At 59.9% G+C, this 12,355-nt stretch carries 14 protein-coding genes; 5 read left to right on the forward strand and 9 right to left on the reverse strand.

Features of this window, described 5'->3' with window-relative positions; all coding sequences use genetic code 11:
* Nucleotides 1–31 precede the first annotated feature (31 nt).
* Genes RDA78_RS09930 through RDA78_RS09950 form a run of 5 tightly spaced genes read left to right on the forward strand, consistent with a single transcriptional unit; the run spans nucleotide 32 to nucleotide 4,321 of the window.
* Nucleotides 32–598, forward strand: coding sequence for a TRAP transporter small permease (locus tag RDA78_RS09930; protein ID WP_434055151.1), 567 nt, complete (start codon nucleotides 32–34; stop codon nucleotides 596–598).
* Complete coding sequence (locus RDA78_RS09935) at nucleotides 598–1,878, forward strand: TRAP transporter large permease (protein ID WP_197000742.1); 1,281 nt, start codon at nucleotides 598–600, stop codon at nucleotides 1,876–1,878. Before RDA78_RS09930 ends, RDA78_RS09935 begins: the two co-directional genes overlap by 1 nt.
* Nucleotides 1,875–2,651, forward strand: coding sequence for an enoyl-CoA hydratase/isomerase family protein (locus RDA78_RS09940; RefSeq protein ID WP_434055152.1), 777 nt, complete (start codon nucleotides 1,875–1,877; stop codon nucleotides 2,649–2,651). The genes RDA78_RS09935 and RDA78_RS09940 overlap by 4 nt, the downstream gene beginning before the upstream one ends.
* Nucleotides 2,648–3,853 carry a CaiB/BaiF CoA transferase family protein gene (locus RDA78_RS09945; protein ID WP_434055153.1) on the forward strand — a complete coding sequence of 402 codons (1,206 nt, stop codon included), beginning with the start codon at nucleotides 2,648–2,650 and terminating at the stop codon, nucleotides 3,851–3,853. Before RDA78_RS09940 ends, RDA78_RS09945 begins: the two co-directional genes overlap by 4 nt.
* A 42-nt stretch (nucleotides 3,854–3,895) precedes the next feature.
* The gene (locus RDA78_RS09950; RefSeq protein WP_434055154.1) at nucleotides 3,896–4,321 is read left to right on the forward strand and encodes a GlcG/HbpS family heme-binding protein; all 426 of its coding nucleotides are present in this window, start codon (nucleotides 3,896–3,898) and stop codon (nucleotides 4,319–4,321) included.
* A gap of 157 nt (nucleotides 4,322–4,478) precedes the next feature.
* Here RDA78_RS09950 and RDA78_RS09955 read toward each other — a convergent pair whose 3' ends face one another.
* Genes RDA78_RS09955 through RDA78_RS09995 form a run of 9 tightly spaced genes read right to left on the reverse strand, consistent with a single transcriptional unit; the run spans nucleotide 4,479 to nucleotide 12,224 of the window.
* Nucleotides 4,479–5,399, reverse strand: a complete 921-nt coding sequence (locus tag RDA78_RS09955; RefSeq protein WP_434055155.1) for a LysR family transcriptional regulator — start codon at nucleotides 5,397–5,399, stop codon at nucleotides 4,479–4,481.
* Between the two features lie 28 nt (nucleotides 5,400–5,427).
* Nucleotides 5,428–6,081, reverse strand: coding sequence for an aspartate/glutamate racemase family protein (locus RDA78_RS09960; RefSeq protein WP_434055156.1), 654 nt, complete (start codon nucleotides 6,079–6,081; stop codon nucleotides 5,428–5,430).
* Nucleotides 6,082–6,093: 12 nt separating this feature from the next.
* A complete protein-coding gene (hydA, locus tag RDA78_RS09965) occupies nucleotides 6,094–7,557 on the reverse strand; it encodes a dihydropyrimidinase (protein ID WP_434055157.1) in 1,464 nt (487 codons plus the stop codon).
* 17 nt (nucleotides 7,558–7,574) lie between these two features.
* A complete protein-coding gene (locus RDA78_RS09970) occupies nucleotides 7,575–8,360 on the reverse strand; it encodes an SDR family oxidoreductase (RefSeq protein WP_434055158.1) in 786 nt (261 codons plus the stop codon).
* Nucleotides 8,350–9,288 carry a dihydrodipicolinate synthase family protein gene (locus RDA78_RS09975; RefSeq protein WP_434055159.1) on the reverse strand — a complete coding sequence of 313 codons (939 nt, stop codon included), beginning with the start codon at nucleotides 9,286–9,288 and terminating at the stop codon, nucleotides 8,350–8,352. The genes RDA78_RS09970 and RDA78_RS09975 overlap by 11 nt, the downstream gene beginning before the upstream one ends.
* Nucleotides 9,285–9,926: a flavin reductase family protein gene (locus RDA78_RS09980; RefSeq protein WP_434055160.1), complete on the reverse strand. Its 642-nt coding sequence runs from the start codon at nucleotides 9,924–9,926 to the stop codon at nucleotides 9,285–9,287. Before RDA78_RS09980 ends, RDA78_RS09975 begins: the two co-directional genes overlap by 4 nt.
* A gap of 4 nt (nucleotides 9,927–9,930) precedes the next feature.
* Entirely contained in the window at nucleotides 9,931–10,860 is a 930-nt protein-coding gene (locus tag RDA78_RS09985) for an N-carbamoyl-D-amino-acid hydrolase (protein WP_434055161.1), read from the reverse strand.
* 15 nt (nucleotides 10,861–10,875) lie between these two features.
* On the reverse strand, nucleotides 10,876–11,541 hold the full coding sequence (locus RDA78_RS09990; protein ID WP_434055162.1) for an amino acid ABC transporter permease: 666 nt from the start codon (nucleotides 11,539–11,541) through the stop codon (nucleotides 10,876–10,878).
* Nucleotides 11,541–12,224: an amino acid ABC transporter permease gene (locus tag RDA78_RS09995; RefSeq protein ID WP_434055163.1), complete on the reverse strand. Its 684-nt coding sequence runs from the start codon at nucleotides 12,222–12,224 to the stop codon at nucleotides 11,541–11,543. The genes RDA78_RS09990 and RDA78_RS09995 overlap by 1 nt, the downstream gene beginning before the upstream one ends.
* Nucleotides 12,225–12,355: the final 131 nt, after the last annotated feature.

Consider the following 12,355-nt stretch of genomic DNA (forward strand, 5'->3'; position numbering starts at 1 on the left):
CTTTGGCTCCTGCAAGACGGCAAGGCGCGAAGTGAACCAGCTCTCAAACTCACTCCTACCCCGGATTGTCACGATCCTCGGCAAAGTGCTTGAATGGATCACGATCTCGCTGATGGTGCTTCTGACCATCGTTGTCATTTCGGCAGTGATTGCACGTCTCTCGGGCCAGAGTTTTTCGTGGTATGACGAAGTCGCCGCGATCATGCTCGCCTGGATAACCTACTACGGCTCGGCGCTCGCAGCGCTTCACCGCCGTCACATCGGGTTTGACACGGTGCTTCTGGCAATGCCGGTCAAGGCGCGTCTGGCGGCCTTGCTGGCGGGCGAGGCAATCGTGCTGATCTTCTTTGTTTTGATGGCGCGAGCCGGGCTTCAGGTTCTTGAAGTTCTCGAAGGCGACACGCTGATATCACTGACCTGGGTTCCGGTTCAATTCACCCAGTCGATTATCCCGATTGGCGCGATCCTGTTCATCCTGTGCCAGCTTCTCAGCCTGCCGAATTACTGGAAAGTCACCGCCGACGGCATTTCGCTGGAACACGCGGAGATCGAGGAAGAGGTTGAGGCAGAGATGATCAAGAACAAGGATCGTACCTGATGTTGATGGCCGCGATCTTCTGCGCACTGCTGGCGATGATCTGCATCAATGTACCAATTGCAGTTGCGCTGGCCATGTGTGGCGTGATCGGCCTCCTGGCGGTCGAGGGCACAGGCAGTTTGGTCACGATCGCCCTGGACATGTATGATGGGTCCACCAAGTTTTCGTTGATCGCGATACCCATGTTTGTGTTGGCGGGTGCCATCATGAACGCGGGCGGGATCACGGATCGGCTGATCAATTTTGTGTCCGCCATCATCGGCTTCATCCGCGGTGGTCTGGCGATGGTCAACATTGGCGTGTCGCTGTTCTTTGCGGAGATTTCGGGATCGGCAGTCGCGGACGTCGCTGCAATGGGCTCGATTCTGATCCCGCAAATGAAAAAGCGCGGCTACTCAAAGGAGTTTTCCGCCGCTGTCACGTCGTCCTCTGCCTCTCTGGCGATTATCATTCCGCCATCGATCCCCATGATCCTTTATGCAGCCTCGGCCAACACTTCGGTCGAGCAGTTGTTTGTGGCCGGCGTTGTGCCGGGGCTCCTGGGTGCTGCCGGGTTGATGGGTGTCGCCTATGCGTTCGCGAAACGATATGACTACCCGGTGGAAGAGGCATTCAACCTGCCGCGCGTACGCGAGACGTTCAAGGACGCGCTGCCCGCTTTTGCGTTGCCGGTGATCATCCTGGGCGGGATATTCGGCGGATTTGTCACCGCAACCGAAGCGGCAGGGTTGGCCGTGCTTGCAGCCCTTGTTGTCTCTGCCTGGTATCGCAACCTGAACCTGGCACATTTGCGCCGGGCGATGCTTGATGGCGGCATACAGACCGCCGTTGTCATGCTTTTGGTTGCCGCATCGGTTCTGATGGGCGGCTTCTTGACCCGTGCGCAGATCCCTCAGCAGCTGGCGGAGGCGATCTTGTCCGTCACCGCTCAGCAATGGGCGATCTTGCTGATCCTGAACTTCTTTTTCCTGATCATAGGGTTCTTTCTGCATTCGGCGGCCGCGATCATACTGGTTGTCCCGATTGTAATCCCGCTGATCTCCGCTGCGGGAATCGACCCGGTGCATTTTGGTCTTGTCGTTACGCTGAACCTGGCGATCGGCCAACAGACACCGCCGGTTGCATCCGTTCTGATAACGTCCTGTTCGGTGGCGCGGGCGAATATCTGGGCCGTGTCGAAAGTGAATATCTTCTTTGTCGCGGTCCTGTTGGCGGTGCTGATGCTCTGCACGTACGTGCCAGCGGTGCCGATGTTCCTCGTTGAGTATTTTTACCGATGACCGAAGAGCTTACGCAACACCTGAATGACGGTGTCTTGTGGGTGGCATTCAATCGCCCGCAGTCTCGCAACGCGCTGACATTTGCGATGTACGACGGGCTCGCAAATCTCTGTACATCGCTGCCAACCGACGGATCGGTCCGTGCCATCGTTGTGTCCGGCAATGGCGGAAAGGCGTTCGCGGCGGGCACCGATATGAGCCAGTTCCGCGATTTCAAGACTGCGCAGGACGCGCTGGACTACGAAGCCCGTATCGCGCAAGCGCTGGACGACCTGGAGCGTTGTCCGGTGCCGACGATCGCAGCGATCAATGGGGCGTGCACTGGCGGTGGGGCCGCGATTGCGGCGGCGTGTGATCTGCGTATCACCTCTGCCGGTCTCAAGTTCGGATTTCCCATCGCACGAACCTTGGGGAACTGCCTTGCCAGCGACAACCTTGCCCGCCTGTCGGATCTGATGGGAGCAGGACGCGTCCGCGAAATCATCTTTACTGCGCGGCTGATCCTGGCTGAAGAAGCCCAGGCGATTGGCCTGGTGAGCGAGGTTTTGCCGGATGAGGCTACCCTGATGGCGCGCGCCGAGGAATTGGCACAGTTGGTCAGCACCATGGCGCCTCTGACCTTGCGAGCCACAAAAGAGGCCATGCGTCGCCGCCGTGCCGCACTTGCAGTGGACGACGACGACCTGATCGCGATGTGTTACACCAGCGACGATTTTCACATCGGTATCGATGCCTTCCTGAGCAAGTCCAGACCGGTATGGACCGGGAAATGACGGCCGCCACCGGGCCCTTGACCGGAATGAAGGTCATCGAGCTTGCGCACATCATGGCAGGTCCGGTGTGCGGCCTGATGCTGGCGGACATGGGGGCGGATGTTATTAAGGTGGAAAAGCCGCAAGGCGATGATTCCCGCCGGTTCGTTCCGCCCCAGATTGAGGGCGAATCCGCAGCCTACATGATGATGAACCGCAACAAGCGGGGAATAGCGCTGAATCTCAAGGACCCGACGGCGCGAGACGTATTGCACAAGCTCCTTTCAGATGCGGATGTCGTGATAGAAAACTATCGCCTGGGCACAATGGAACGGCTGGGTCTTGGCTATGATGTTCTGGCCGCAATCAACCCGCGCCTGATCTATTGCGAAATCTCCGGGTTTGGGCGTACTGGCCCATACGCGGAGCGCGGTGGTTTTGACTTGATTGCCCAGGGCATGGCCGGTCTGATGTCGATCACCGGCGAGGGGCCGGGACGCCCGCCGGTCAAAGTGGCCGCACCGATTTCAGACATCAATGCCGGTATTCTGGCGGCGATGGGTGTGAGCGCGGCTTACGCAAATGCGTTGAAGACCGGCCTGGGTCAAAAAGTTGACACGTCGCTGTTTGAAGCCGCGATTGTGCAAACATACTGGCAATCGGCGATTGCTTTTTCAACCGGTGAAAACCCTCAGCCGCTTGGCTCCGCGCATCCGCTCAATGCGCCTTACCAGGCGTTCGCGACCAGCGACGGCTGGATCAACGTTGGCGCAGCGAACCAGCGCAACTGGCTCCGTTTGCTGGAGGTCATCGATTCGCCTGAGCTTGATGCCGACCCTCGGTTTGCGTCCAACCTGGCGCGGATGCAAAACCTGCCTGAGCTCGTCGAAATCCTGAATGAAAAACTGCGGCAGGACACGACTGCCAACTGGTTGGCCAAGATGGAAGCGGCAGCGCTTCCAGCCGGTCCGGTTCTGGGCATTCTGGAGATGCACGAGGACCCTCAGGCGGTCGCGCGTGACATGATCGTGGAGACGAAGCACGCGATAGCGGGCGATGTCAAAACCATTGGACATCCGGTCAAGTTCAGCAAAACACCTGCCAACGTTGCCAGAGCCGCGCCGGTGTTGGGACAACATAGCCGAGAGGTGTTGGAACAGCTTGGCTATGATCAAGAAACGGTTGCGAGCCTGATAGAGAGCGGGGCGGTCATAGCGGCGTAGTCCGCTTACGGGCCAAGGTGAACATGCAGATCGGGGGTCGGAGTGACACTTGCTTTAGATACAGCGCAGAAAATTGTCTCGGCGGCTCTGGAATGGCGCCGCGTCCACGGGATGAAGCCCATAACAATCGCCGTTCTTGACAGCGGAGGATTTCTGATAGCGCTGGCCCGCGAAGATGGCACCAGCAATCTGCGTCCCGACATTGCGCAGGGCAAGGCGCGGGGGGCGATCGGTATGGGGCTCGGCTCGCGTGCCCTGTTTGAGCGGGCAAAGTCACAACCATATTTTATCCAGGCAATGAACAGCCTTGCCGAAGGATCGCTGGTGCCGGTTCCCGGTGGCGTCCTGGTCAAAGACGACGGTCAAATCCTCGGGGCAGTCGGAATAACCGGTGACTCGTCCGACAACGACGAAACCTGCGCAATCGCAGCAATTGAGGCCGCCGGATTTACGGCAGACGGAGGCTGACCGACGCTCAGGCTAGCGGGCACAGTGCGGTTACCCGCACGTCCAGCCTTCCAGTCAGGGTTGCTCTGAAAGCACAAGTTCCGGCGTGATCACGCTCCCGCAACCCACAAAACAGCCGCCCTTCTTGGGCGGCCTTTTTGTGGGAAGGGCAGGCAAGCTACATCAGGTCGTACGGGGCCTTGCGGGTAAGTTCCTTTTTGACCTGTTCGATGAAATCGATCGCGATTCGCGGCACGTTTGCCCCACGCCTGACGGCGACACTGGCAACGATCTTGGTCTCCGGCACAAAGGGACGCGTGACGATATTCAGGTTGCTGGCAAACAGGGCCGAATAAGGATCGACAACCGCCGCGCCGATGCCCTGCGCTGCCAGAATGCAGGCCGTGTGGCAGTAGCGCGCCTCCACTTTGGCGTCGAAGGGTGCGCCGGTTTCCTCAAATGCATGGCGGATGGTGGTGCCGATATGACTCTCAAGGCCGATCAGGCGGCTGCCCGCCAGGTCCTGAGGACTGACGACCGAAAGGGATTCCAGCGGATGACCGTTGGGCAGCACGCACACCATGTTCTGTTCGGCCAGTTCAATGACATCAAGATCCAGATGGGTTCTCAAACCGAGGACAAAACCCATGTCCACGATGCCCATCTTGACGTTCTGAAGAACGGTTTCGAGCCTGCGCACGGAGTAGCGGACGGTGGCGTTGGGGCGGTCCTCCAGGAAATCGGAGAGAATGCTTGGCAGTGCTCCATGGCCGAGCGGGGGTGTTGTCGATAGCCGCAGCCGCCCGGATTTGGCGGCGCGCAGTTCGCGCGCTTCCGTTTCGATGTTGCGCAGGATCGAAAACAGGGGCTCGACTTCGGCGAGGAACAGGCGCGCATCTTCCGTTGGCTGCAGCTTTCGTCCGGTCCGCTCGAACAGGGAAAACCCGAGTTGTTTTTCCAGGGCACTGATGCCGTTGGAAACCGCGGGCTGGGAGATGCCGAGATCTTCCGCGGCACCGACTGTTGTCTGGCAGCGCATCAGGGCTTCGAATATCTCCAGAAGCCGGAGGCTCAGGTCATTCTTCCGGGTAATTTTCAAGCGGTGCTCCGGGCTTGGACTTATGGGTCTACGGCGTCAGCAGCACGGCACCCAGGGCTTGCCCGACAGCTGCCTGCGTCGGATCGGTTACCGGCAATCCTACGGCCTTTTCAAGCTTTTGGCGATGGCGCGCCATCCCGGCGCAACCAAGTACGAGCGTGTCCGCAAAATCCAGTTCCTTCAGCTCGGTGGCAACTTCAAGAACGCGGCCGAACGCGTCGTCGCTTTCCGCGTCTTCAACAGACAGATGCAAGGGGCGTTCCGCGGCCAGACGGCTTTCCACCCCCATCCTGCGCACATACGGGAGATGGCGGGCGATCGATCTCGGGCTGAGCGCGATCACGCCCGCCCGTTCTCCTTTCTGGAGCGCCGTGAAGAGGCCGCTTTCCTGGATGCCGAACACCGGCTGGGAAACGGCTTCGCGGCAGGTCGCCAGGCCCGGATCGGAATAGCAGGCGATGACAAATGCATCCGCGTCCAGGTGGTCCAGCATGAGATCGCGCAACGGCAAAATGACGCTGTCGACGTCCTGCTGGGTTTCCACTCCGAACGGGCCGCTTTCCAGGGTCACGCATTCGATCAGCGGGCCGCCGGCAACGCGCAACGGCTCGACAGCCTCGGAAAATCCTTCCGTGACCGCCGGGTTTGAATTCGGATTTATGACCAGGATCTTTTTCGGCATCACGGAGGTATCCTAAAACAGGTTTGCGCCAAAATTGGTTTCCGGCTTCATTTCGGATGCGCGTGAGGGAACGAAGCCTGTGCCGTCAAACGGGCGCCGCTTGATGAACTGGCCGGAGCCGCGCTCGGCTTTCAGCTCTCCGCCGTCAACGATCACATTGCCCCTGCTGAGAACCGTGACCGGCCATCCGGTGAGTTCCATGCCTTCGAACGGGGTGTAGTCCATGTTGTCATGCATGCCGGCGGCGGTCACCCGTGTCTTCTTGTCCGGATCCCAGATCGCGATGTCGGCATCGAGGCCGATGGCGATCGACCCCTTGCGGTGCTGCATCCCGAATAGCCGCGCGGCGTTGGTCGATGTCAGTGCGACAAAAGCGTTCAGGGACAGACGGCCCTTTGCGACGCCTTCCGAAAAAAGGAGCGGCGCCCTGAGTTCGATGCCGGGCAGTCCGTTGGCGATCTTGTTGAACGGCGGGTTGCTGCCGCTGGAGAGCTTGCCGGTTTCATCAAAGCGGTAGGGCGCGTGGTCCGACGAATAAAGCTGCAGCGTTCCGGCGTTCAGGTGGCGCCACAATATCTCCTGCGTGGCTTTGTCCCTGAGAGGCGGCGAGCAACAGAACTTCGCGCCTTCCGCTCCGGGCCGGTCGAGATCGTCGGCAGTCAGAAACATGTATTGCGGGCAGGTTTCACCGAAAATCATGTGGCCGTTCATGCGTGCATCGGCAATGGCCCGCGCGCCTGCGTCGGTGGAGACATGCACGAACAGAAGCGGGGCTTCGACGAAGGAGGCCAGGGCGATGCCTCTCTGGATGGCCTCGGCTTCGGATGCACCTGGATGGCTGACCGCGTGATACTTCGGTTCATCATACCCGCGCGCAATCAACCGGTTCACCATCCACTTGATCAGCGCATTGTTTTCTGCATGGACCATCGTCAGGGCACCGTTTTCCCTAGCGGTGACCAGAATGTCGAGCATGGCCTCGTCGGAAACGATCAGCTTGTCATAGGTCATGAACACCTTGAACGACGTGATGCCGCGCTCAAATGCCATCGGCAGTTCCTCGCTCAGGACGGTCTCCGTCGGATCGGACACGATCAGATGGTAGGAATAGTCGAGAACGGATTTCGGAGCCGCACGATCGTCATAAGTTCTGATGACATCGGTGATCGTTTGTCCGCGATGCTGGGCGGCGAAGGGAACGATGGTCGAGTTGCCGCCGAAAGCCGCCGACACGCTGCCGGAATAGTAGTCGTCCGATGTCATCGCCCCGGTGGCCGACTCCTGTTCGATATGGCAATGGGTTTCGATGCCGCCCGGCAGAACCAGCTTGCCGGTTGCGTCGATTGTCCTCGCCGCACCTTCCAGCCCATGGCCGAGCGCCGCGATACGCCCATCCCGGACGCCGATGTCGGCCTTGAACGTGTCGGTCGCGGTGGCCACGGTTCCGCCCTTGATGATGAGGTCGTAGTCAGCCATGGGTTCGGTGCTCCTCGTCAGACAGATTTGATAAGACCGCCGTCGCAGCGCACGACGCTGCCGGTTACATAGCTTGCGCGGGCCGAGCACAGGAAGGCGGCGACATCCGCGAACTCTTCGACTGCGCCGTACCGGCCGGCCGGAATCGTCGCCCTCGACGCGGTTCTGATCTCGTCCAGGGTTTTGCCCTGCCGTTCGGCGGCCTTGCCGTCCAGTTCGTCGACACGCGCTGTGTGAATTCTGCCCGGCACGAGGACGTTGGAGGTGATGCCGTCCATGGCGGCCTCGCTGGCGAGCGACTTTGACCAGCCGATGAGAGCGGAGCGAAGCGTGTTCGACATGGCGAGATTCGGGATCGGCTGCAAAACTCCGGACGAAGCGACTGTCAGGACACGGCCCCAGCCGTTTTCGGCCATGCCCGGCAGGCACAGGTTGGTCACCTCGATCAGCCGCGTGACCATCGTGTCGAACTGCTTGCTCCACAAGCCTGAGGAATGTGCGGTCGTGGGGCCGGGAGGCGGTCCGCCGGTGTTGTTCACCAGAATGTCCACGCGTCCGAGTTTTGCGCACGCGGCTTGATAAAGATCTTCAGCCGCCGTTTCGGCAGAGAGATCGCAAACAGCGTAGTCTGCCTTGAAACCGGACCCGACCAGTTGGCTGACGGCCTGCTCCAGCTTGTCTTCCGATCTGCCGGAGAGGCAGACACGGGCACCTTCCCTTGCCAGCGCCGTTGCAATGCCGAGACCCAGACCCTGGCTGGATGCCAGAACGAGCGCGCACTTGTCGTTGAGTTCAAGATCCATGGGCCATGTCCTTCAAATGAGTGTCGAGGCGGTCGAGAAGTCTGTCCAGATCCCGCCTGTCTTCCGCCGTCAGTGCTGGACCGGGCCGCCGTGTTGCGGCCGACGATATCGCGCCGCGGCGTTTCAGGATTTCCTTGCGGATTGCCAGTCCTGCTCCCGGCTGTTGCTCAAGACGGATCAACGGCAAGTAGGCGTTGAAGAGGTCGCTCGCCGCATCCACTTTGCCGGCGTTGCAAAGCTCGACGACACCCACCAGCATTTCAGGAAACGCAAAGCCTGTCATGGCCCCATCCGCGCTACGGATCATTTCTTCGGGAAGAAACAGTCCGCCGTTTCCGCACAGGATCGACACCCGGCGGGCCCCGGTGTCGGACGCAGCGGACCGCACGGCCGTCAGCTTGTTCAGGCCGGGCCAGTCTTCGTGCTTGAGCATGACGAGCTGTTCGAAGTCCTGAACAAGCCGGTTGAACAGGGTCGCGGAAATCGAGACACCGGTGCTGAGGGGAAAATCCTGGTAACAGACAGGAACATCGGGCCCGAGTGCTTCAAAGACCTGCGCGAAATAGCCGTAAAGCTTTTCTTCGGTCGCCAGACCCCGCATGGGGGCAACCATCACGCCGGCCGCACCGTGATCCATGGCCGTATGCGACAGTTGCGCCAGGTTGTCGATGCCGGGGCTGGAGACCCCGACAATCACCGGCACGCGTCCGGCAACACGTTCAAGCATGTGGGACAGAAATGCGGTGGATTCTTCTCCAGACAGCTTTGGCGCCTCGCCCATCATGCCGAGGATGGTCATGCCGGTCACGCCCTTGTCGAGGTAAAACTCCACCAGCCGGTCGGCGCTATCAAAGTCGATGGCGCCCGCATCCGTAAACGGTGTGGCCGATATGATGAAAACGCCCTTGGCGTCCACAGTCAGCTTCATGTTTGTTCTCCTCCAAAGGGTTTTTGGGCACCGGGCTGCGGAACAGTAAGATTGAAACGGTCTTGCGTTTCGCAATACTCGGTGCCGTGCAACCGCCCGACCGGCATGTAGGCCGATGTGTCGACGCGCAGGGTTGCCGCGTCGACCAGACCCGGCCTGGCATGCAATGCGAGTATCTCGGCAATACACAGATGCCTGAGCGGCGTAATCCGGCGCATTTCGAACAGGCGGCACTCGAACCGGATGGGTGCCTCGGCAATTCCGGGCGGCGCGACCATGTGGGATGGCGTTGATGTCAGCCCCGCAAACTCGAGCTCGCTCCGCTCCGGCCCAAGGTCAGCAGCGCAGGCAGCCATCGCGGTCGCCATGTGCCGGTCGGCAAGATTGATGACCAATTCGCCACCCTCGATGATGTTCCGGGTCGTGTCCTTGATTGTCCCGGTATCGCGGCGCGATTCCAGTCCGAGGATGGCAAGCGCGGGATCTTCCGAAAAGACATTGAAGAAACTGAAAGGCGCGGCGTTGACGATGCCCGCAGGGGACACGGTGGTGACGAGCGCAATCGGACGCGGAACAACAGTGGCGGTGAGAAGCTTGTAGCGCTGCTGCGGCAATAGGGCTGTGAAATCAAGAAACATCGGCTCATTCCGGCGGCAGTTCGGCACCGGTCCGTTCGGTGATCAGTCCGTAGTGCTCGATCCGCCGGTGCCGGGCGAAATCGAAGATCGTCTCCTTGCCGAAAGTGCACAGGTCGAGATCGCAGGCGTGGACGAGGATCTCGTCGGTCTCTGTGCTGCTCTCGGCGACGATTTTGCCGTTCGGATCCACAATGAGACTGCCGCCGATCAGGGGATGTCCGTCCTCGATGCCGGCCTTGGCAACCGCGATCACCCAGGTGGCATTCTGGTAAGCCCCGGCCTGGACGCTCAGGCGATGATGGAACAGGCGGTCCTCCGGTCCTTCCGCCGACATCTGGGAATTGACCGCTGGCGTATTGAAGCCGAGCATCACCATCTCGACGCCCTGGAGGCCCATGACCCGATAGGTTTCCGGCCAGCGCCGGTCATTGCAGATGCACATTCCAAGGATCCCGCCCTGGCTCCGCCACACGGGAAATCCGAGATCTCCGGGTTCAAAGTAGCGTTTTTCCAGATGCTGAAAGGCGCGGTCGGTGTCGTATTCCGAATGGCCGGGAAGATGGACTTTCCGGTATTTTCCGATGATGTCTCCTTGGGGCGACACCAGGATGGAAGTATTGAAATGCTGTCCATCCGGCGTTTTTTCGGCATATCCCAGATACATGCCGATACCGTAGGCCTTCGCACGATCAAAGAGCGGCCGGGTTTCCGCAGACGGGATTTCGGTTTCGAACCAGCTGTCGATATCTGCCTGGTCCTCCATGTACCAGCGCGGAAAGAAGGTTGTCAGCGCGAGTTCCGGAAAAACCGCCAGGGTCGCGCCTGCATCCTTTGCCCTGTCCAGAAGGGCAATCATCCGCTCAACCACGTCCTTGCGTGTTTCGGCCTTGTGGATCGGACCCATTTGTAGAGCTGCGGTTACGATCTCACGCATCACTTGATCTCCTGATCATGTCGAAAGCTTGCGCTCCAGGCGGCTGGCCAGCCGGACCGCCGGCCACAGGAGCACGAGGTAAAAGCACGCAGCCATGACGATTGGCGATGCGTTGTAGGTTACGGAACGGGCCATGTCGGCAGAGTAGAGCAGTTCGGCAAAGGCGACGACACTGGCCAGCGACGTCAGTTTGACGACCTCGATCGTGTTGCTGACAAGGTCGGGCAAGACGTTTCTGACGGCTTGCGGCAGGATCACGTAGACCATGGACTGGAAGCTGGTGAGACCGGTCGATCTGGCTGCTTCGTCCTGGCCCGCGCCGATCGATTCGATGCCCGCCCGGTAGATTTCGCCGTAATAGGCGGAGTTGTTCAAGAGGAAGGAAAGACACACGGCGGCGAACGGGCTCATGCGAATGCCGGCAAAGGGCAGCCCGGCGGAAATCATGATCAGCAGCGCCAGCGGCGGGATAGCCCTGAAGTTGTCCACCAGGACGGCAACAGGCCATCTGATCCAGCGTTTTTCGGATGTGCTTGCCAGGGCGACGACAAGCCCGCCCAGAAGTCCGCTGGGAATGACGACGATGCAAAGCAGCAAGGTCATGCCGAAACCGCGCAGCATGATCGGCCAGGCCTGGAGCATGATGTCCAGATTGAAGAACTGGAAGAGGATCTGTTCCATCAGTGCCGCCTCCAGGCATAGGCCTTTTCAAGCCGCCGTCCCGCGTAGACCACGGGAATGAAGAGGATGAGATAGGCGATCGTTGCCATCATCAACGGGGTTGCGTTGGCTGCAAAGGATTGGGCCGTGGTGGCCTGATTGAGAAGTTCGGGAACACCGATCACCATTCCGAGCGCGGTGTTCTTGGTGATCGCGATCGTCCGGTTGGTCAAGGGTGCGACCGTCATCCTGACGGCCTGGGGGATCACGACGTAGATCAGTGTCTGAAAGCGCCCCAGTCCGGTTGACCGCGCTGCCTGCCACTGCCCTTCGGGAACCGAGAGAATGCCCGCCCAGAAGATCTCCTCGGCAAAGGCTGCCAGAACCAGCGTCAGCACCATCCACAAGACAAGGAACCCGGAAAGGTTGATCCCGAGATTGGGCAGGCCGAAATAGAGGATGAGGATCAGAACGAGGGGCGGCAGCGCTCTTAGCAGATCCACGAAGATGACGATCGGCAGATTGACCAGTTTGTAGCCGTAGCTGCGCAGAACCGCGAGTGCGAGGCCGAGCGAGATGCCGCTGACAATGACCAGGATTGCGATCTGGCAGGTCACGAACAGGCCGCTCACGATATCGGGCCAGTATTGCTGCATCACCTCCGGTTTGAAGAAGGTATCAATAAAGCGGTCGAAACGGGTCATTCAAAGGGCTCTAGGGTACGGACTCGTAAATGAGGCCGAAAGGGTTTGAGGAGCAAGCCGGTCAAATCCGACGGACATGGAAATGGCTTCACCCCGTGGCGTCAGCGTGCTTGACCGGGCCGTGAGCACCC

This window comes from Roseibium sp. (assembly GCF_051016195.1).
Lineage (GTDB): Bacteria > Pseudomonadota > Alphaproteobacteria > Rhizobiales > Stappiaceae > Roseibium.